This window comes from Spiroplasma endosymbiont of Amphimallon solstitiale, assembly GCF_964030965.1.
In the GTDB taxonomy this organism is placed as follows: domain Bacteria; phylum Bacillota_I; class Bacilli_A; order Mycoplasmatales; family VBWQ01; genus Spiroplasma_E.
In genome coordinates this window covers 19,687-40,832 of the sequence record NZ_OZ034999.1, presented here as the reverse complement: position 1 = coordinate 40,832, position 21,146 = coordinate 19,687, and the positions used below count along the sequence as shown (strand labels likewise).

The 21,146-nt window shown below is 23.0% G+C and carries 26 protein-coding genes and 3 pseudogenes; 13 read left to right on the top strand and 16 right to left on the bottom strand.

Going from position 1 to position 21,146, the window contains the following annotated elements; all coding sequences use genetic code 4:
• Nucleotides 1–305 precede the first annotated feature (305 nt).
• On the top strand, nt 306–1,487 hold the full coding sequence (locus AAHH39_RS00220) for an IS256 family transposase (RefSeq protein WP_342219294.1): 1,182 nt from the start codon (nt 306–308) through the stop codon (nt 1,485–1,487).
• Between the two features lie 317 nt (nt 1,488–1,804).
• Here AAHH39_RS00220 and AAHH39_RS00215 read toward each other — a convergent pair whose 3' ends face one another.
• From AAHH39_RS00215 to AAHH39_RS00200, 4 genes are all read right to left on the bottom strand, one after another.
• Complete coding sequence (locus tag AAHH39_RS00215) at nt 1,805–2,182, bottom strand: hypothetical protein (protein WP_342218270.1); 378 nt, start codon at nt 2,180–2,182, stop codon at nt 1,805–1,807.
• Nucleotides 2,183–2,319: 137 nt separating this feature from the next.
• A complete protein-coding gene (locus AAHH39_RS00210; protein WP_342219293.1) occupies nt 2,320–3,558 on the bottom strand; it encodes an IS256 family transposase in 1,239 nt (412 codons plus the stop codon).
• Nucleotides 3,559–3,651: 93 nt separating this feature from the next.
• A complete protein-coding gene (locus AAHH39_RS00205; protein WP_342218436.1) occupies nt 3,652–3,834 on the bottom strand; it encodes a hypothetical protein in 183 nt (60 codons plus the stop codon).
• Nucleotides 3,835–3,838: 4 nt separating this feature from the next.
• Complete coding sequence (locus tag AAHH39_RS00200; protein WP_342218435.1) at nt 3,839–5,524, bottom strand: hypothetical protein; 1,686 nt, start codon at nt 5,522–5,524, stop codon at nt 3,839–3,841.
• A 170-nt stretch (nt 5,525–5,694) separates the two neighbouring features.
• Between AAHH39_RS00200 and AAHH39_RS00195 the strand changes: the two genes are divergently transcribed.
• Nucleotides 5,695–6,933, top strand: coding sequence for an IS256 family transposase (locus tag AAHH39_RS00195; RefSeq protein WP_342219292.1), 1,239 nt, complete (start codon nt 5,695–5,697; stop codon nt 6,931–6,933).
• An 84-nt stretch (nt 6,934–7,017) separates the two neighbouring features.
• On the opposite strand, the gene AAHH39_RS00190 is transcribed toward AAHH39_RS00195, so the two are convergent.
• The 7 genes from AAHH39_RS00190 to AAHH39_RS00160 all read right to left on the bottom strand — a co-directional run bounded on the left by AAHH39_RS00190 (nt 7,018) and on the right by AAHH39_RS00160 (nt 8,941).
• Entirely contained in the window at nt 7,018–7,272 is a 255-nt protein-coding gene (locus tag AAHH39_RS00190; RefSeq protein ID WP_338956667.1) for a hypothetical protein, read from the bottom strand.
• A gap of 103 nt (nt 7,273–7,375) precedes the next feature.
• Nucleotides 7,376–7,501, bottom strand: a complete 126-nt coding sequence (locus tag AAHH39_RS00185; RefSeq protein ID WP_338956665.1) for a hypothetical protein — start codon at nt 7,499–7,501, stop codon at nt 7,376–7,378.
• Nucleotides 7,494–7,637, bottom strand: a complete 144-nt coding sequence (locus tag AAHH39_RS00180; protein ID WP_342218202.1) for a hypothetical protein — start codon at nt 7,635–7,637, stop codon at nt 7,494–7,496. Before AAHH39_RS00180 ends, AAHH39_RS00185 begins: the two co-directional genes overlap by 8 nt.
• Before the next feature lie 3 nt (nt 7,638–7,640).
• Nucleotides 7,641–7,934 carry a hypothetical protein gene (locus AAHH39_RS00175; protein ID WP_338956663.1) on the bottom strand — a complete coding sequence of 98 codons (294 nt, stop codon included), beginning with the start codon at nt 7,932–7,934 and terminating at the stop codon, nt 7,641–7,643.
• Nucleotides 7,924–8,361: a hypothetical protein gene (locus tag AAHH39_RS00170; RefSeq protein WP_338957028.1), complete on the bottom strand. Its 438-nt coding sequence runs from the start codon at nt 8,359–8,361 to the stop codon at nt 7,924–7,926. Before AAHH39_RS00170 ends, AAHH39_RS00175 begins: the two co-directional genes overlap by 11 nt.
• A 3-nt stretch (nt 8,362–8,364) precedes the next feature.
• Nucleotides 8,365–8,772, bottom strand: a complete 408-nt coding sequence (locus AAHH39_RS00165) for a hypothetical protein (protein ID WP_342218434.1) — start codon at nt 8,770–8,772, stop codon at nt 8,365–8,367.
• 16 nt (nt 8,773–8,788) lie between these two features.
• Complete coding sequence (locus tag AAHH39_RS00160) at nt 8,789–8,941, bottom strand: hypothetical protein (RefSeq protein ID WP_338957033.1); 153 nt, start codon at nt 8,939–8,941, stop codon at nt 8,789–8,791.
• Between the two features lie 843 nt (nt 8,942–9,784).
• On the opposite strand from AAHH39_RS00160, the pseudogene AAHH39_RS00155 reads away from it, so the two are divergent.
• The 11 genes and pseudogenes from AAHH39_RS00155 to AAHH39_RS00110 form a co-directional block, all read left to right on the top strand.
• Nucleotides 9,785–9,940, top strand: a pseudogene (locus tag AAHH39_RS00155) (transposase); the annotation flags it as partial.
• Nucleotides 9,941–10,387: 447 nt separating this feature from the next.
• Complete coding sequence (locus AAHH39_RS00150) at nt 10,388–10,540, top strand: hypothetical protein (protein WP_158676109.1); 153 nt, start codon at nt 10,388–10,390, stop codon at nt 10,538–10,540.
• A gap of 209 nt (nt 10,541–10,749) precedes the next feature.
• The gene (locus AAHH39_RS00145) at nt 10,750–10,908 is read left to right on the top strand and encodes a hypothetical protein (protein ID WP_342218433.1); all 159 of its coding nucleotides are present in this window, start codon (nt 10,750–10,752) and stop codon (nt 10,906–10,908) included.
• A gap of 116 nt (nt 10,909–11,024) precedes the next feature.
• On the top strand, nt 11,025–11,237 hold the full coding sequence (locus tag AAHH39_RS00140) for a hypothetical protein (RefSeq protein ID WP_342218432.1): 213 nt from the start codon (nt 11,025–11,027) through the stop codon (nt 11,235–11,237).
• Nucleotides 11,215–11,454 carry a hypothetical protein gene (locus AAHH39_RS00135; RefSeq protein WP_342218431.1) on the top strand — a complete coding sequence of 80 codons (240 nt, stop codon included), beginning with the start codon at nt 11,215–11,217 and terminating at the stop codon, nt 11,452–11,454. Before AAHH39_RS00140 ends, AAHH39_RS00135 begins: the two co-directional genes overlap by 23 nt.
• A gap of 265 nt (nt 11,455–11,719) precedes the next feature.
• Nucleotides 11,720–11,839: pseudogene (locus tag AAHH39_RS13155) on the top strand (IS30 family transposase); the annotation flags it as partial.
• A 15-nt stretch (nt 11,840–11,854) separates the two neighbouring features.
• Nucleotides 11,855–11,986: a hypothetical protein gene (locus AAHH39_RS00125; RefSeq protein WP_342218429.1), complete on the top strand. Its 132-nt coding sequence runs from the start codon at nt 11,855–11,857 to the stop codon at nt 11,984–11,986.
• Between the two features lie 267 nt (nt 11,987–12,253).
• Nucleotides 12,254–12,721 (top strand): hypothetical protein, encoded by a 468-nt coding sequence (locus AAHH39_RS00120; protein ID WP_342218428.1) that lies wholly within the window; start codon nt 12,254–12,256, stop codon nt 12,719–12,721.
• A 37-nt stretch (nt 12,722–12,758) separates the two neighbouring features.
• Nucleotides 12,759–13,088, top strand: coding sequence for a hypothetical protein (locus AAHH39_RS00115; RefSeq protein WP_342218427.1), 330 nt, complete (start codon nt 12,759–12,761; stop codon nt 13,086–13,088).
• A 658-nt stretch (nt 13,089–13,746) separates the two neighbouring features.
• On the top strand, nt 13,747–13,917 hold the full coding sequence (locus tag AAHH39_RS13150) for a DNA cytosine methyltransferase (RefSeq protein WP_425288909.1): 171 nt from the start codon (nt 13,747–13,749) through the stop codon (nt 13,915–13,917).
• On the top strand, nt 13,887–14,516 hold the full coding sequence (locus tag AAHH39_RS00110; RefSeq protein WP_342219291.1) for a DNA (cytosine-5-)-methyltransferase: 630 nt from the start codon (nt 13,887–13,889) through the stop codon (nt 14,514–14,516). Before AAHH39_RS13150 ends, AAHH39_RS00110 begins: the two co-directional genes overlap by 31 nt.
• Nucleotides 14,517–14,547: 31 nt before the next feature.
• Here the strand turns inward: AAHH39_RS00110 and AAHH39_RS13145 are convergent.
• From AAHH39_RS13145 to hpt, 5 genes and pseudogenes are all read right to left on the bottom strand, one after another.
• Nucleotides 14,548–14,667 (bottom strand): annotated as a pseudogene (locus tag AAHH39_RS13145) (IS30 family transposase); the annotation flags it as partial.
• Between the two features lie 73 nt (nt 14,668–14,740).
• Nucleotides 14,741–15,685 carry an IS30 family transposase gene (locus AAHH39_RS00105; RefSeq protein WP_342218426.1) on the bottom strand — a complete coding sequence of 315 codons (945 nt, stop codon included), beginning with the start codon at nt 15,683–15,685 and terminating at the stop codon, nt 14,741–14,743.
• A 384-nt stretch (nt 15,686–16,069) separates the two neighbouring features.
• Nucleotides 16,070–17,089 carry an ABC transporter ATP-binding protein gene (locus tag AAHH39_RS00100; protein WP_342218425.1) on the bottom strand — a complete coding sequence of 340 codons (1,020 nt, stop codon included), beginning with the start codon at nt 17,087–17,089 and terminating at the stop codon, nt 16,070–16,072.
• Between the two features lie 96 nt (nt 17,090–17,185).
• On the bottom strand, nt 17,186–20,413 hold the full coding sequence (locus AAHH39_RS00095; protein WP_342218424.1) for an ABC transporter permease: 3,228 nt from the start codon (nt 20,411–20,413) through the stop codon (nt 17,186–17,188).
• 137 nt (nt 20,414–20,550) lie between these two features.
• Nucleotides 20,551–21,129, bottom strand: coding sequence for a hypoxanthine phosphoribosyltransferase (hpt, locus tag AAHH39_RS00090; RefSeq protein WP_342218423.1), 579 nt, complete (start codon nt 21,127–21,129; stop codon nt 20,551–20,553).
• Between the last annotated feature and the right edge of the window lie 17 nt (nt 21,130–21,146).

Below are 21,146 nucleotides of genomic sequence, written 5' to 3'. Positions count from 1 at the left end.
TGTGTAACTTACAAAAATAACTATGTTTAATTAATTCTAGTAAATATAATTAAATGACTAGAAAGAGTGAGTTACAGATGGCTAAAAAACAAAATATTAATAATAATGATCCAATATCAAAAGCAGTAGATTTATTATTAGAAAATACCTTTAATTTTGTAGAAAAGTAATGATACATGATAAAGTGTTATTTTTAGAGAATTTTTACACTAAATAATGTTACTTTTAACAAATTTTTAATTAAAAATAATATTTTAAGTGTAAATTGATGAATAATTTTTGGTCATCCATACTTTTCTACATAATTAAAAGAAAATACTGAAGATTTAACAACAGTTTTTAAAGAAGGGGGTTTATATAAAGAATTAACAAAACGTTTAGTTGAAAAAATGTTGAATTCTGAAATGCAAAATTATTTAGGATATGAAAAAAATCAACATAGTAATACTGAAAATGCTCGTAATGGTACAAGTTCAAAAAAATTAATAACTCAACAAGGTAAAATTGAGATTGATGTACCAAGAGATCGCAATAGTGATTTTACTCCTGTAATAGTTGCAAAAAGACAGCGAAGATTTGATGGTTTTGATCAACAAGTGCTTTCACTATATGCAAAAGGTATGACTCTATCTGACATTAGAATGCAGTTACAAGAGTTATATCATGGTGCTGATATTAGTGAAAGTGTTATTAGTCAAATTACTGATGATGTTATTGATGATGTCAAAGCATGACAAAATCGACCATTAGAAAGCATTTATCCGATTGTTTATTTTGATTGTATAGTAGTTAAAGTTAGACAAGATAAACGGATTATTAATAAATCAGTTTATATAGCATTAGGAGTTGATTTAGAAGGTAAAAAAGATGTTTTAGGCTTATGAATTAGTGAAAATGAAGGTGCTAAATTTTGATTAGCTAATTTCACAGAAATGAAAAATCGAGGCTTAAATGATATTTTGATTGCTTGTAGTGATAATTTAACAGGCATGTCAGAAGCAATACAAGCAGTTTATCCTAAAACAGAACATCAATTATGCATTGTTCATCAAATTCGAAATAGTTTAAAATATGTTTCATACAAACATCGAAAAACTCTAGTTACAGATTTAAAACCAATTTATAGTGCATGTAGTGAAGAACAAGCAATGCAAGCTTTAGAATCATTTGAAAGTAAATGAAATAAACAATATCCCCAAATTGCTAAATCTTGATATAAAAATTGAGAAAATTTGATGATTTTTATTAGTTATCCTGCAGAAATCAAAAGAGTAATTTATACAACAAATGCTATTGAATCTGTTAATAGTCAATTACGAAAAGTTATTAGAAACAAAAAAGCTTTTCCTAATGATATGTCAGTTTTTAAAATATTTTATTTAGCAATTGAAAATATAACAAAAAAATGAACATTGCCTATTCAAAATTGAAATACAGCAATTGCTCATTTTATGATAAAATTTGAAGACAGAATTAATCTGAACTAGTACTTTGTAAAACAAAGATACACAGATTTCTAAAAAGCCTCAATTTTTTCTATAAGTAAATTTATTCTATCAATAAAAACTAAATTTTCTTTTATTTTATTTATTTTTTTCTTAGTTTTTTTTGTTTAATTTCCATAAATATTTTTTTTAACATTATCTTGTTTTTCCCTTTCAATTTATTTTTATTAAAAATATGCTTAGTATCGTAACTACTAATAGATAATAGAAACTTTGTTTCTTATTGCAGTTAAGTTTTGGCTCATAGTCAACAAATGAGTTTTTAGTTGATATCCACCAATAATATAAATAACTTATTTTTATAATGAAGAGTTGTTATTTATACTTGTTAAAGATTGATTTGAAAAATCTCCTAATTCCATTGAATTAATTTTATCAATATTTAAATTTGATTCGATTTTTTTATCTAAATTTAATTTTCCATAAATAGCTAAACTTAAAACATCATTGCACATGCCTAAAATAGTTTTATTTACAAATTTGGCAGTAATTGTTTTTTCAGCAATAGAACCATCTCCACCACCTTTGTAGGGCTTATTTAAATCTAAATTCATATTTGTTAAATCAATTCCATACAAATGTCATTCTTTGGTACTTATTTTATTTGAATAATGTTTACCTAAATAATAAATTTTTGCTTTTGTATTATTAACATTAATATTAGCTTCTTCTTTCATTTCATTTATTACTGTTGTGTTAAGATCTTTTTTTCTACTCCCCCAGTAATAGTGCTATATTCACTAATTTGTTTATTTTTAAATAACGGATTATTTGAGGCTTTTTAGAAATCTGTGTATCTTTGTTTTACAAAGTACTAGTTCAGATTAATTCTGTCTTCAAATTTTATCATAAAATGAGCAATTGCTGTATTTCAATTTTGAATAGGCAATGTTCATTTTTTTGTTATATTTTCAATTGCTAAATAAAATATTTTAAAAACTGACATATCATTAGGGAAAGCTTTTTTGTTTCTAATAACTTTTCGTAATTGACTATTAACAGATTCAATAGCATTTGTTGTATAAATTACTCTTTTGATTTCTGCAGGATAACTAATAAAAATCATCAAATTTTCTCAATTTTTATATCAAGATTTAGCAATTTGGGGATATTGTTTATTTCATTTACTTTCAAATGATTCTAAAGCTTGCATTGCTTGTTCTTCACTACATGCACTATAAATTGGTTTTAAATCTGTAACTAGAGTTTTTCGATGTTTGTATGAAACATATTTTAAACTATTTCGAATTTGATGAACAATGCATAATTGATGTTCTGTTTTAGGATAAACTGCTTGTATTGCTTCTGACATGCCTGTTAAATTATCACTACAAGCAATCAAAATATCATTTAAGCCTCGATTTTTCATTTCTGTGAAATTAGCTAATCAAAATTTAGCACCTTCATTTTCACTAATTCATAAGCCTAAAACATCTTTTTTACCTTCTAAATCAACTCCTAATGCTATATAAACTGATTTATTAATAATCCGTTTATCTTGTCGAACTTTAACTACTATACAATCAAAATAAACAATCGGATAAACGCTTTCTAATGGTCGATTTTGTCATGCTTTGACATCATCAATAACATCATCAGTAATTTGACTAATAACACTTTCACTAATATCAGCACCATGATATAACTCTTGTAACTGCATTCTAATGTCAGATAGAGTCATACCTTTTGCATATAGTGAAAGCACTTGTTGATCAAAACCATCAAATCTTCGCTGTCTTTTTGCAACTATTACAGGAGTAAAATCACTATTGCGATCTCTTGGTACATCAATCTCAATTTTACCTTGTTGAGTTATTAATTTTTTTGAACTTGTACCATTACGAGCATTTTCAGTATTACTATGTTGATTTTTTTCATATCCTAAATAATTTTGCATTTCAGAATTCAACATTTTTTCAACTAAACGTTTTGTTAATTCTTTATATAAACCCCCTTCTTTAAAAACTGTTGTTAAATCTTCAGTATTTTCTAATAATAAATCTACTGCTTTTGATATTGGATCATTATTATTAATATTTTGTTTTTTAGCCATCTGTAACTCACTCTTTCTAGTCATTTAATTATATTTACTAGAATTAATTAAACATAGTTATTTTTGTAAGTTACACAGATTACTAAACATTGCCTATATAGCAATTGATTTATTAACTTTAATTGAAATTGCTATTAATATTGCTAATTCTTCTGCAATACTATATGTTTTACTTGAATATCTACTTCCACTTAAATTATATTCACTATGAGTAAAATCACTTTTATTTAATAATCAATAACTAATTTCATGTAAATAAGTAAATTCTTTATTCATAATATTATCCTTGTAATTCTTGTAATTTTCATACATTACCTTTTAAATTACCTTTTCCACTATAAATAGTAATTAATTTTGCATGTTGAACTGATAAAATTACTATATTAACACTATCATTAAAGGTTTGTATTGGTACACCAGCAATTTTGTTATCCGTTATAATAAATTCTTGAATAGTATAAACTGGATTATATATACTTCAAGAATAATAAACTCTATAATGTTTATTAACTATAAAATCATAAGTAATTTGTCAATTATCTCATTTATTTTTTTCTCTTATTCCTACTTCTTTTCAGTTTGAACCACTTGGACTTGGTGTTGGATTATTTGGTAATTCAATATCTCAACAATTTTCTTCAACTTCATTTGTTTCTAAACTTTTTGAATTAATTTTTAATTTTGGTGTAACATCAACTTTAATTGTATTTTGTAATTCTTCTAATGAAAGAATAGCACCATAATTAATATCTCCACCTTTTAAATATAAACTACAATCAAAAGAACTTCCTTTAACAGTTAAAGTTAATATTACATCTTCATTTTTAATTTTAAATTTTGCAAGTAAATAATCTCCACCTAAATAATTACCAGTTTTAAATTCCACTTTATGCTTTATATTTGCTTGATTTACTGGTAATCTATCTAATGTTATAATTACTCTATATACAGTATTAAAATTAATTTCAAAAGTATCTCATTCACGATTATTTTTACTTTTACTTATTACTTTTCATATTTCTTTATCTTGTTTTTTATCAATATTTTCTTTATTTTCATTAATAGCAAAAACAATTTGTTTAGCAACTGTTTGTAAATCTTCATCATTGATATTTTGTTTTTTATCTAATAAATTATCAACATATTCTTTATTTGTACCATCTGTTAAAAAAGTAGGTGTACCAACATCAATAATACGTTTATCATTTGCACTAATACCTTTATCATCTTTTGAATGAATAAAATTAGGATTATCTTTATCAACTTCTCATAATAATTCACCACCAATAGCACTAATAACTTTTTCTTCTTGACCTTCTTTACCATCAACTAACTGTAAACTATCATTACTAAAATATTTAGTAAATAATTCAAGTGTTGTTAAATTATCAAATGATTTTATACCACGTGTATCAATATCAACTACTGAACCCATAATATTTTTTGGATGAGTAATATTAATTTTAGTTCTATGGTCTGATGATTTTAAATTAATAGTTTGTAAATAAATTTCTCATGGATTTTGTTCACCACCAGTACCCATAAATTTTTTAAATCAATTTTGTTTAGGTGAAACATTAAGATTAAAACCTTGCATAGTTGGATATTCATTTATTTCTTTTAAATAATTAAATACTTGTGGAACAATATAATAAGGGTCTTCTGGATTATTTTGTGAATAAGTAATACCACCTTGACCAATACTTGCTTGACCACGTGCATATTCAACACCTTTACCTAATAAAAAATTAACATAATGAGTAGTTGCAGTTTGAATATTATCTGTAAATTTTGTTGGATTTATTTCTGGTCATTTTTTTGAAATAGTAAAACCACTTAAAAAATCAATATTACTACTTGCAATTTCAATTGCATATCTAATTTCACTATCTGGTGTTGTAACTTCATCAAATAATGATTTATTAAAACCTTTTCAATTTTTAAATTCTTCAATTGTAATAAACATTAATTTTAATTATGTAGAAAAGTAGTGGTAAAATAAAAAAAGTCATCAACTTGACTTAAAATTTGATTTTATTAAAGGCAATGTTTAGTAATCTGTGTAACTTACAAAAATAACTATGTTTAATTAATTCTAGTAAATATAATTAAATGACTAGAAAGAGTGAGTTACAGATGGCTAAAAAACAAAATATTAATAATAATGATCCAATATCAAAAGCAGTAGATTTATTATTAGAAAATACTGAAGATTTAACAACAGTTTTTAAAGAAGGGGGTTTATATAAAGAATTAACAAAACGTTTAGTTGAAAAAATGTTGAATTCTGAAATGCAAAATTATTTAGGATATGAAAAAAATCAACATAGTAATACTGAAAATGCTCGTAATGGTACAAGTTCAAAAAAATTAATAACTCAACAAGGTAAAATTGAGATTGATGTACCAAGAGATCGCAATAGTGATTTTACTCCTGTAATAGTTGCAAAAAGACAGCGAAGATTTGATGGTTTTGATCAACAAGTGCTTTCACTATATGCAAAAGGTATGACTCTATCTGACATTAGAATGCAGTTACAAGAGTTATATCATGGTGCTGATATTAGTGAAAGTGTTATTAGTCAAATTACTGATGATGTTATTGATGATGTCAAAGCATGACAAAATCGACCATTAGAAAGCATTTATCCGATTGTTTATTTTGATTGTATAGTAGTTAAAGTTCGACAAGATAAACGGATTATTAATAAATCAGTTTATATAGCATTAGGAGTTGATTTAGAAGGTAAAAAAGATGTTTTAGGCTTATGAATTAGTGAAAATGAAGGTGCTAAATTTTGATTAGCTAATTTCACAGAAATGAAAAATCGAGGCTTAAATGATATTTTGATTGCTTGTAGTGATAATTTAACAGGCATGTCAGAAGCAATACAAGCAGTTTATCCTAAAACAGAACATCAATTATGCATTGTTCATCAAATTCGAAATAGTTTAAAATATGTTTCATACAAACATCGAAAAACTCTAGTTACAGATTTAAAACCAATTTATAGTGCATGTAGTGAAGAACAAGCAATGCAAGCTTTAGAATCATTTGAAAGTAAATGAAATAAACAATATCCCCAAATTGCTAAATCTTGATATAAAAATTGAGAAAATTTGATGATTTTTATTAGTTATCCTGCAGAAATCAAAAGAGTAATTTATACAACAAATGCTATTGAATCTGTTAATAGTCAATTACGAAAAGTTATTAGAAACAAAAAAGCTTTTCATAATGATATGTCAGTTTTTAAAATATTTTATTTAGCAATTGAAAATATAACAAAAAAATGAACATTGCCTATTCAAAATTGAAATACAGCAATTGCTCATTTTATGATAAAATTTGAAGACAGAATTAATCTGAACTAGTACTTTGTAAAACAAAGATACACAGATTTCTAAAAAGCCTCTCAATTTCATCTTTATTTTCAAACAAAGTAGGTAATATTATCATTAATGAAGTTCTCCATTTTCTATAAACTCAATTAATTTATAATAAGCAGTAAGTTTACCTGCTTCTTTTAATGAATCACATAAACAAATACTAATTTGCTTATTCAATCAGATAATTAATTTTTCATTATATTTATTAATTACTTTTTGTTTAAACTCTTCTCTTAATTTTTCTATATTATATAAATGTTCTTCAGTTATTTCTTTATTACGTTTTTTATTATATTCATTAATAATTTCTTGGTCTTTATTCACTATCTATTTCTCCTTATTTTTATTTAAATTATTAACTATTATTTCTAAACATGTCATACATCAATTTTTACTTAATCAGATTCTTTTATTACATTTTTTACATTTATTCATTATTAAATTCACCATTAATTATTTTTTGCAATAAAATATCAAGTATCAAATCTATTTCTGTACCGTTATAGAATTTTTGTTGTTTTTTAATATAATTAATTAATTTTTCTTTATTCATTATTTAGTCCTTTCATTAAATTTTTATGTTTTTCAATGATTTCATTATGTTTTTTTAGTTCTTCTTTATAACTATCACTTTCAATAATTTTTAAAGTTTCTTTTATTTTTTTCATGTATCATTCATCAAAATTCATTATTTATTCCTTTCATTTTTTAAATCATTTAACATTAATTGAACAAAATGCACGATTTTTAGGAATATTTAAAGTATTAAAGATTTGACCAGTTACTATAATTTCATCATTTTTGTTTAATAAAATACATCGTTTATAAAATTTTGGGTTATTAAAAATTAAAGTAACATAGTTTAATCCATTTCATTGACCACGAACAGTATAATATAATTGTTTATTACCTTTTTCATGATATTTTACTTCAATAGTATTACTAAGTTTTACTGTTAATTTAACGTAATTTTCTTTATTTTTCATTTTTATAATTCCTTAAATAATATTGAATATGTTTATAAGCATCTTGTTCATGTTTTGTAAATTTTATATTTCCTTTATAATCTTCTATTTTATTTTTGTTTTTTGGTTCATTTTCATGATAATCTCAGTTCATAACATCTTGTACTAATATCATTAAAGCACCAATAACTTTTGGTGTTGCTAATGGATTAGTTAATAACTGTTTTGAACTTAAAAAGAAATTTTCTACAATAACTAATATTTTTTTATTTTTAAATTGTTTTTTAATTAATTTAAAATATTCTTTATATATATTTTTACTTTCTAAAACTGTTTTTGCTTTAAATGTTTCATTAAAAATAATATTATTAGTTTCATTTGAGTATATAACAATTCCATTATTACCAATACCAGCAGGGTCAATACCAATGATTAATTCGTATTGCATTTATTAATCATCTCTACATCAATCACAAACATATCCATATGATTTTGTATAATCTAAATGTTTTTCAATATTATAATTATCTTCATATTTTTTAGTATTATGTTGTTCTGCTTCTAATTCTGTTTTAAAGTGATAAAGCATATTGATTTTGTTATCTTCATATAATTCATTACATTCAACACATCTTTTTCTTCTTTTTTTAGTTTTATTCATAATCAAAATATCCTTTTCAATTATTTTTGCTGTTTGTTTAAGGTATTTAGGCAGTTTGTGATAACAACTGTCACATATTAAATAAGGTATTGGTCAATTTTTATATTTAATAGTTTTAGTAGAATTATTAATACAATCTTTTCAAACTTTATTTTTACAAATTCTTAATTCACATTTTTTATTTTCATTAATATTCATAACTTTATTTATTTCTTTAATTTTTACTTACAGTAATTAATAAAATTATTAATCCAATTAAAGTTGAAATTAAAGTAATAATTATTTTTATTTTTAATCACTTTTTTTGATGTTCTTTTGCTATTTTGATTTTTTGTTCTATTAATTCTTTCTTTTCTTTTTCTTCCATTTTTACTTTCTTTTCTAATATATTCTGTTGCTTGTAGCATAAAGAATATATATTTTTATTTTTATATTATTAATACTATTAGTTTTATTCATTCCAGAAATTCTGGGCTCAAAAATAAATTGTGAAATTTTAAAAAGAAATCGAGGCATTCGATTCAATATTTATTTAATTTGTGTTAAACAAATTAATATTTTAATTGAACCTGCACCGCTCAATTTTTTTTACAAGTTTGAAATTTATTTTTTCGCCCAAAAAAATTTTCAAAAAAAATAAAACCAACGCTTGCTCACTGGGAAGTGGCAAGGTTGGTTAAATAAAGAATAGAATTAATATAGTAGGTTCCCTAGTAGGTCTATATATACTAGTTTCCAATTCGCTCCCACCCCAAGAATTACCATTACTGGTTAGTATATTTTATTAGGTATCACTCCACTTTTTATTTATCCATGCAAGTCCACATGTTTTGGCCACTATTTTTAACAACTGTGTTGTGGTTCACTGTTTTAATTCCCTAACACGTGTTGATAATAGTGTTAAAGAGGGTTATTAATTATTAACTTTCTCCTACTTGGTCACTGCGTGTAGTAGATATTTAAAGGGTGTTAATAATAAAAATTTTAAAATTTTACAATTACAAAAAAAGACAAGATTATTTCTTGTCTTTTTCCTTTGAGAATAATTTTTATTTTATCTTTTAAATGTATATTTTTTAAAATACGTCGAATATAAATTTAAGGGTAAAAGAGAATTTAATTTATCTATCATCATTTTTAAATGGTAATGTTGGAAAGAATTTATTTATCTAGTAATTTATCTTCCTATGTTTTTGGGAACCTCCCTACATCTTTTGTAGTATTACCAAAAAGATGAATTGTAGAACGAAGCTTTGCTTGATTAGAAAAATACAGAAGATTATGAAAAAATTGTGAAAGAAAACTAAATACTAGTTTACAAATGGTTGTTCTTTCATTTATTTCAGTTTTATTAAAAAGATTCTAAACAGGTTCTTAGGCAATATAAAAGAGTTATCGTGGTTTGGGGATAAATCTTTAACCTGCAATGGTTAAAGGGTAAGTGTTCCACAATAAAAAAATTTAGAAATCTTACTATTTATAAGGAGGTTTTACGATTGTCTTTAAAAGAACTCTGTTGAAAAGAGTTAAAAATTAAATTAGCAAATAAGACAGTATTAATTAATAAATGTCAGTGTTATATCAATGAGTACTTTACAAAATTAACCAGAAACAGAAAAGGCGGTTGATATTGTAAAAAGTATGCTCGGCATTGCTTAGCAAAATTAGAATTTATTAATAAACAAAAAATAAGTTATAATCTTTGATTTTTGACTTTACAATGCAAAAATAACCATCAAATTATTAAAAAATTAATTTTTAAGAAAAATAAATGATGAATTATTAATATTAAAAATTAGAAAGGAGAAATTATATGGTTGAAAATAATATCAAAAATACAATTAGTGATTTAATTAACGAAATTAAAACAACAACAGAAAACAATTTAAGTAATTTAGAACAAATTATGGAAGCTTTAATTGCCAAAGTTAACAATATTGAAAATATCTTAAATCAAATACGATAAAAAAATTAAACCAACTATTTATTAAAATTAGTTGGTTTTTTATTTTTGATAAATAAAAAATAAAGGAGATAAAAATAATGAGAAAAAGTCTTTAATTTTGTAGAAAAGTAATGATACATGATAAAGTGTTATTTTTAGAGAATTTTTACACTAAATAATGTTACTTTTAACAAATTTTTAATTAAAAATAATATTTTAAGTGTAAATTGATGAATAATTTTTGGTCATCCATACTTTTCTACATAATTAAAAGAAAAAGTTGTCCTAAATGTAGATCAAAAATAGATGGTGATGGTAAAGAATTATGATGCAGCAATGATTATTGTATTTTAGCAAAAAAATCATATATTTTTAGAAAGAAAAAATAATGAATATGTTTTTTGTGAATCTTGTTTTATAAATGTTCTAAATTTAATTTTTAGATGATCACTTAGTTATTTGAAATGTTGTGAAATGTTGGAAAAGAATTTGGAGGAAATTTAATATGTTTGATAAAAAGCAATATAAAGAATGAAACATATTATCAAAATATTTAAGTTGAGATGAAATATTTTGATATTTTAAAAGAGTTTATGATTATAAAAATGAAGAAGAATTAAGTCAAGCACTTAATAATTATTTAAACAATTTACCAATTAAGGATATTGAAGAATATGAAAGAGAGATTTTAAATAATGACAATAACAGAATCAATTAAATTTGACAAACTAAAAGAAGAAAATCAAGAACTTAAAAACCAACTTGATGAAAAAGATAAAGAAATTGTTAAATTAAAAGAAGAACAATTATATAAAGAAGATTTTAAAAAAATGATTACTACTAGTTATAGTTCCAAAGGTCATACAAATATTGAAAGTTGAGAATTAAAAGACAATTCATTATATGACAAATTACCTAGTAAGGAGGATATTTAATATGTATTTAATTATAAAAGATTCAGATAATATAAAAGATCATTATAAAATAACGGATTTAATTTCAAGAAATAATGATCATAAAGAAAAAGAAAACTTTTGATATAAATTTGATTTAGAACAATATTGAACAGGATATTGTTGATCAAGTGGAATGATAGATAATATAAAAGATATTGATGAATATTTAACCAAAAAGTTTAAAGAATTACAAGAAAAATCGTGAAATGAAATTATAGAAAATTATTTTAATTATGTAGAAAAGTATTTTAATTATGTAGAAAAGTATGGATGACCAAAAATTATTCATCAATTTACACTTAAAATATTATTTTTAATTAAAAATTTGTTAAAAGTAACATTATTTAGTGTAAAAATTCTCTAAAAATAACACTTTATCATGTATCATTACTTTTCTACAAAATTAAAGGAAAATTATGTTGAAGATAAATTTGGTTATACAGTGGTAAATCATTTATCTGATATTAATTGAGAAAAAGAGCCAGACAAAAATATAGAGCCAGTTCGTTAAGAAGTGGTTCTATGGTTTAATTAATTATTTATTTTTAATCTACTATTGGATAGTAAATTTAGGAAGAATAAAATTACAGGCAAAAAATAAAGCGAGGTGATTATCATAAAAAAAGATTATTTCAAAACCCAAAGCAAGATTTAATGGAAATATAATTATTGACTGTATTAGATGTGAACAAGAGTTCACTATTTTAAATTCAGAATGATTAACGCTTAATAAATTCTATAAATGCCAAAAATGTAAAAAATAAAGTGGGGTGTTAATATGATAAAAAAAATTTATTTAAACCAAAATTTAATTTCACAAGAAATAAAAAATAAAACGCATATTTTAATAAACAAACAAAAAGATTTCGTTGTTTTAGATAAAAATTGTTTAGGTTTATCAAGTTATCAAAATTATTTTAGTTTAGAAATTGATGAAAATAAAAATTATATGGTTCACAGTAGGGTTAATAATAAAAATGGTAATATTGTGGGAAAAAATTTAATTTTATATTTTGAAAAATTAAAGCAAGAAAACAAAAAGCATTTTAATTTGCAAAACAAAAATGATGCTAATAATAATTTACTAAATGAATATAACAATCATTATGATAATAAAACAATACAACGAAAATTAACAGAGACAGAACTAAAACAATTACTAGAAGATTTAGAAAATATTGATAATCCCAATTATTGAGATAATGGTTTTTATTTAGGATATAACAAATATGAAAAAAATACTTAGTTTATTATCAATATTTTCGTTATCTTGTACAAACACAGTGAATTTGATTAGTTGTGGTAATATTGCAAATAACAAACCACACTTACCACCAACAAAACCAAAAGAACCAATAATCAAAGACATTTTTTACTATGAAAAATTAAAACAAGAAATTACAGCAGAAATTAAAGAATATGATGAAGTAATTAAAGAAATTGAAAATAGTAAAAATGATTATGAAAATGAAACAGATTATCAAAGAGAACTAAAACAAACACAAGCAGAAAAATTTATTAAAATGTCTGAACTAAATAATTGCGAATATCAAATTTTACTATGTCAAAAAGAAAATGAGTTTACAGACGAACAAAAAAAAACAAGCAATTAAGTTATTAAAAAAACAAATTAACAACTTAAATAGTGCTTTAAATTTACTAAATGAAATTAAAAATAGTGATTTTGACCAGAAAGATTTAGAAAAAATTAATACAAAAATTCAAAATATAAAAATCATTTTAGATGAAGTTAAAAGAAATTAAGAAAGGAATGAATTTAATGTGAAAATAATTTTAAAACAAATATGTAAAAATAATATTTTTAAAATTTGTTTAACGAGTTTATTGATAACAATAAAAACAACATTTTTGTTTTTTTATTTTAAAATATGGCCATGATCTAGTTTTCAATATAACGAATGAGGAATACAGATCGCTTTTTTTCGTTTAATGATATACATTATCCTTGTTGCTGTGGATGTTCTTTTTATTGGAAAAATAATATTTGATTTGTTATTTTTTATTTGAGAACTAATTCAAAATAAAAAACAAAATAAAAACAACAAAAATAATAAAAATAACACAAAACAAGATAATTAATATCTTGTTTTTTAGAAAGAGGTGCAGCAATGATTAATTGTCCATTTTGTAAATATATTCATAATATTTATAATGAAAACAATATCAATATATTATTTTTTTGTTCTTATAGGTATCCCAATCCATGAATTATTTTAGATAAAAGAAAAATTAGAAGAATGATGGTTTATTATGCTTAAAGTAATTGAATTATTTGCTGGGATTGGAAGTCAAAGAAAAGCATTAGAAAAGATTGGAATTAATCACAAAGTAATTGCATTTTGTGATAACGATAAATACGCTGAAAAATCATATCGAGCAGTATTTAATGATTATGATACCCCTGTGATATTACTAAACTAGAAACTTTACCGTATGCTGATTTAATAACTTGATCATTTCCGTGCCAAGATATATCAAATGCCAATAATAATGGAGAAGGATTAAATGGTAAGCGAAGTGGTTTAGCATATAAAGTTGTTGATTTAATAAAAACATTGGCAATAAAACCCCAATATCTTTTAATGCAAAATGTACCAAATTTATTAAGTAAAAAGTTTTTTGTTGAATTTCAAAATCTACAAAATCAACTTAATAAATTAGGATATCATAATCAATATTTTACAATGAATGCCAAGGATTATGGAATTCCCCAAAATAGAAAACGATTATTTATGATTTCAACATTAAAGCAAGATTTTAAATTTCAATATCCCCAACCCTGTAATTTAAAATTTTTAGTAAAAGATATTTTAGAAAACAATGTAAATGAAAAATATTTTATTAGACAAGAATCAATGAAGAAAGCAATTGAAAACAATAAACTTAAAATCATTCAACAATGTTCTTATACAATTACAACAAAACAAATGCGATGAGGAAACGCAGCAATTATTGCAATTCCAAATGACATAAAAAAACTTAATGATGGAAAATTAATGATTAATCCTTTAATTTTGTAGAAAAGTAATGATACATGATAAAGTGTTATTTTTAGAGAATTTTTACACTAAATAATGTTACTTTTAACAAATTTTTAATTAAAAATAATATTTTAAGTGTAAATTGATGAATAATTTTTGGTCATCCATACTTTTCTACATAATTAAAAGATTAATCTGAGAAATTATAATCAAGTTAATATTTTTAATGATACCTGAATTGTAAATATAAATGGGACAGTTTTTTAAAATAATTGTATTAAATCTATTGGTCTTTTATAAGATAGTGATTTTCTGGGTGTAGAATTAATTTGAAATGCTATAGTATTTAAATCTTTTTGTTTATATGAAGATAGATCTGTAGATTTTGGTAAATATCTTCTTAAAATACCATTATTATTTTCATTTAAACCTCTTTGACAAGGTTTACCAGGATCTGCAAAATAAATCTTAACATTACAATTTTTTTCGATTAATTTTCATTTACTAAATTCTTTACCACGATCAAAAGTAATAGTTTTAACTGTTCCTTTTTGTAACTTTGAAATAAATTTTATTATACTTTTTGTAATATTTTCTGATTTATTATTTTTAGTTGCTAAAGGAATTGTGGTTTTTGATCATATATCAGCTAAAGTAATAATAGAACTTTTATGATCTTTACCAATGATAGTATCACCCTCTAAATGACCAAATTCTTCTATATTTTTAATATTAGGAATGATTAAATTTCTTTCATGAATAGACTTACAATTATTAATTCTGCCCCTAGTTTCTTTTTGTTTGTGAGGTTTATTTTTTCCTTTTCTCAATAAGTTATTTTCATCAAAACCCATTCGATTTGTTTTAAACATGTTATATAAAGTTTTTGTTGAAATACTTTTTATTTTATTTTCCTTTAAAAAATTAGCAATTATATCAAGAGCATAATTTTTAGTAATTAACAAATGATTAATAGTATTAATTTCTATTAAAGTTAAAATTATTAATTTTCTACCTGCATTTTGTTTATTTTTTTGAATTTTATTCAATATTTCTAATGGTAATAAGTTTTGATTTAATAATCTACAAACTCTATGTACAGTTGATTTACTATAATCAATGGCTTTTGCTATTTTACGAATCGAAAATCCATAACTTTTATATTCTTTTATTGCTAATATTGATTCAATAGTCAGATACTTATACATTGTGCTAATTCCTTTCTTTTCTTAATTATAGAATTAACACAATTTAATTTTTATATAAGTGTCCTTTTTAATTTTACAATTCAGGTTAAATAAAAATGTTGCTCACCAGGCACAATGTTTTGTCTAAAATTTAAAGTAAAAATCAATAATTTAAAATAAATTTATTAAATAATTTGCGAATTATTATTTTTTGTATTGTAAATTATTACTTTTATGTTATGATTAAATTAATTAAAAAAGATAAATTTATCTTTTTCTTAGGAATTTTATTTTAATAGATAAATATTTATTAGAATAAGGTATCACCAACCGAATAATTTACTCCCTCCCTTTGTTATGATATTTTTTCTATTAACAATTTGTTAGTTTATTTAATTAATAATATTAACTTCAATTTATTTCACTTGGTTTCATTGGTTTTTCATTATTCTTTACACTAATAATTTTACCATTTTTAACGTTAATAACAGTATTTGCAACATATTGGAAGTTAGGATTATGAGTAACCATAATAATTGATGTTTTATATTCTCGATTAACATCCAATAAAATCTCTAACACCTTACGCCCCATTTCCTCATCAAGTGCTCCTGTTGGCTCATCACAAAATAAAATTGTCGGATTTTTTGCTAGTGCTCTACCAATCGATACTCTTTGTTGTTGTCCACCTGATAATTGACTTGGAAACTTATTCATATGTTCATCCATTTCAATAACTTGAAAAATATCATCAATACTCATATTTTTATTTTTATTTTTAGCAAGATTTTCACCAACTTCAGCATTTTCACGAGCAGTTAAGTTAGTTAATAAATTGTATTGTTGAAAAATAAAACCAACATTATCTCGTCTAAATTTAGTTAAATGACTATCTTTTAATAAAGATAAATTGTATCCCGCCACAAAAACATCACCAGTATTAGGTTTATCCAATCCCGAAATAATATTTAATAATGTTGTCTTACCACTTCCCGATGGTCCTAAGATAACAACAAAATCACCTAATTTAATTTTTAAATTAACTCCTTTTAATACTTCATATTCTAAGTCTCCAGTTAAGTAAGATTTTTTAACATCAAATAATTCAATAACATTAGTTTGAGTATCAGGAGTATTATTAGTCATTGATATAATTTTACCTGCTAAAATTTCTTTTGAATGAGTTTTTGTTAACTTTTTAATTGCTTTTTGATTATCTTTAAAAGCTTGAAATTTGGCTTTATTAGCTTCTATTTCTTCCTTTGATTCTGGTTTATCATGAGATTTATGGGTTACTGGTGGTATTGCACCTTCATTTTTAGATACTGACTTCTTTGTAAAACTAGATTCTAACTTATTTTTGGTTACTTGTTTACTTCCAATGTCTTTATCATCTTTTTTAATTTCCTTATTATCTTTTTTCATAATCATTTCTCCTTTTTAATTCCATGCTTTTATAAATAACACACTCATTTTATCAATTACTTTACCTTATTTATATAGAAATGCTTAAAAAATATTTTAACTTCCTTGTAATAAAGCTGTTACTGGTTTGTATTTAATTAAATATAACCCAACAGCATAGCCAATAACCATTATTAAAAATACCATTCCAAAGCAAGATAAAATTGTAACTAGATTAGCAGCCACATTAAAAACAACGCCTGCTTTAGTTGCAATAATTAAAGTAATAATATTTCACACAACATAAGAAATAATAGTACCTAAAATAAAAGCAATCAATAAAGCAATAATATAGGAGCCAATAATCAATCTGTTAATTTCATTTACACGATAACCCAAAGATTTCATCATTGCAATAATTAATAAATTATTATCTAAAATCATATTAACGATAATTACCAATACAAAAGCTACAGCAAATAATGTTAAAATTTTTGTAATATTTATAATTGTTCTAATTCCATCAAATATTTCAACTAATAATCTTTTAACTAAATCATTAATAAAAGGTATTTTATTAATAGGTTCTAAATTTTTTGCTAACATTTGTTCTTTAGTATATTCTGCAGATGGTTGCAAAATATTTATATAATTTAATGGAAAAATATTGCTCTCTTTAGATAATCAATGATTAAAAGAATCTGATATTGGTTTTGGATCTTCTGACGGGGAAGGTTTTATTAATCCAATAGATATTCGTAAATCATCAAGATTAATATAAACATTCGAATTGTCTAAATTATTTTCAATAATTCCTTTAACTTGATAAATTACTGGAATTGTATAATTATATCAACTTGCTAACATTAAAAAGTGATCATCAATTTTATAATCATTTAAAATTGATAATGTTTTTGAAATAACTGCTGGTAAAATATAAGCTGTAGTTGTTATATTTTGTCCTTGATTATCAGTATAAGTAACTTTTTGTGCTTGTAAATTATGAGAATTATTAAAAATAGGATCAATATCACGATTTTTTGCTTCTTTAAAGTTAAATCAATTTTTTCAAACTAAATCTTGATATGGATCATTATAAAGTCCTATTGCTTTAATTTTTTTTGCGAGCATGCGACCTTGATTATGTCCTTTTCATTCATTAGGAGGTCTTAAATTTATTTCAATAGTTGTATAATACTTATTATTATAAATATTTAAACCTAAACTAATACCAGGCAACGGGTTTATTTCTGGATTAATACCTGTATTTGTTGAAATATAATTAAATATTTGATGAATATTTTGACAAATAATTTCCATTAATGGTTCAGGTATTATCTTTTTTGGATTAATAAAATCTTCACAATCAGATTTGGTCTTAGTTTTTTGATAAAGGATATTAATTTCTTCGCTATTCATAAAATAATCTTTAAAATTATTATTAATAATAACACTTTCAATTTTTTTAGCTTTACTATCATTATCAATATGAAAATCATCAGCTACTCATTGATGATATTTATTAGTACCGGTTTCTTTATCTTTCGCAATATCTTTTTCTGAAACTCAATCAAAAACCTGCTTATCAATACTTAAATTAGAATCATTAGTATATGTATACATTGATGAAGTTGATGTATTTCATTTAACATCTTTATTGTAATATCCATATAAATTGTTTATTTTATTATCAAATAAATCAGTAGCTGAACTTTGAAATAGTAATAAAAAACTAACAAAAATAAAAGTAAAAAATACTAAAAATAGTTTTCCAACCGATTTTAGAGTGAAAGCAATTGCTAAACGTTGTTTAAATGGTCAATAACGAAAGGGGTATTTTAAAACTGAAATTAGTTTAGAACTTGAATTACTTGGTCTATCATAAATTAATAATAATGGACTAACGCGTAATTTTGTTTCTGATTGTATATAACTAATTACTATAAAAATAATAGGAATAATTATTAAACTTACAATAAATACTATCCAACTAAAAAATAGTATTGGTAATGGCATAAAAAAACCAATGTTATTTAACGAATTAAATCATATTTGTAATCCTAGACCAATACCTAAACCAATAATACTAGAAATGAATGTTATCAAAAATATTAAAATTACAAAACTAATAGCAATTTGAAAATTACTATAACCAAGGGCTTTTAATAATCCTATCTGTGGTTTTTGTAAATCAATTTCTTTTCTAACATATGACATAATGATAAAAATAATAACTAATAATACTACAAGAGTAATTGCTGTAAACATTATATTTTCCATTTTAAAACTCTCTAAAATTTGCCCTGAGCGAATATCTTCACTATCACTACTAATAATTGAACCAAAACTAAAACTAAAAGTTTTAATTAAAAGTTCTTCTAACTTACTAACAAAATAATTATCGTTATTGTTAACTTTTAATAAAAATATATTATTTAAATTAGTTCTAAATGTAGAATCTTTTATTAAATTATTAAACCATTGATTTGTCATATAAACAGGACTTGTATTTTCAGATGTCGGATTAGGATTTGTTGCAGTACGACTACCAGTAATTCCCCAATAAGCGTAACCAAAACCAACAACTTTTAACTTTTCAACTTTATCAATAACTGTTATATAATCATTTAATTTAATATTATTAATACGTGCAAATTCAGGATTGATTACTATTTCTAATGGATTAATAGGTTTAATACCTTCGGAAATATAAACTTCATTAATATTATTTCTTTTTGGAGCAAAATCAAAAGATTCACTTTTTTCTGAAGTATAAAATCCATTTTCTAATGAATAATAAATTTTTTTAAAAGAAATAACGTTTTCATAATCAAAAGTTTTAAAAAATGATTTAGCAAGTTCATAATGTTGCAAATTATAAATTTCATCATCTTTAACTTCGTTTTCTAAAATATCATTAAATAATATTCCTTGATAACTTAATCCTCAGTTTAACAAATAATTTTCAAAATCTTTATTAATATCTACTCCCGAAGGAAGGGTAGGAAAACTATTATTTCTAAGATTATTTTCTTTAATTTCATCTATCTGTTCATCAATTTCTCGTTCTTGTGGATGATCTTTAAATTGTTTTTTGATAATTGTTTGGATTCTTGATGTTGCAGTAGCAGTATCTTTATAATTATTTAATAATTGTAAATTAATACGATAGTCATATTTACCACTATTGTTTAATACTGTATAAAAACCTGATTCAGCTCTTGACGCTGTACTATAAAGTGCAGAAAGAGTAGAAATTACAATAACTAATAGTATTATAATACCTAAATATTGTAATAATCTTTTCTTGATTCCTCTTAAAACATTAACAAAAAGATTGCTCATTATAACTCCAATATTCTTATACAACTTAAAAAATGCTAATAGTATAATTTTATCATAATAAAATAATGCTAATTATATTTGAACTATATTAAAAAATAAAAATTTTAATATTATTATTAACTTCTAAACTTATTTACTTAACTACTTTTTTTACATTTTTCTAAAATTGCAATTTTATTAAGGTCAGCAATACCAACATAAGGTAAGTTTCTCAATTTTTCATCATAATCAAGACCATATCCCACTAAAAAATGATCAGCAACTTCAAAACCATATCAATCAGCTTCAATTTTAGCAACTCTTTTAGATTTCTTATCTAATAGAGTAATTATTTTTACCGATTTTGCTCCAAGTTCTTGTAAATGATCACGAATTTTAAATAACGAATTACCTGAATCAATAATATCTTCAACAATTAATAAATCACGACCCTTAACATTATTAATAACATCCATTCTTATTTTTGGTTTATTTACCGCCTTTGTTTGTCCTAAATATGACTCTACATACATAAAATCAACCAAACAATCAATCTTAAGATTTAACATAAATTGTGATAAAAAAGGTAAACATCCTCTTAATATCCCTACTAAAATAATGGGCTCTTTATTATCTTTATAATAACTATTAACTGATTTTGCAAGTTCAATAATTTTATTATTAATTACATCAGTACTTAATAATATTTTTTCTACTAATTCATGTTTTTCCAACATTGTTTTTCTCCTTATTA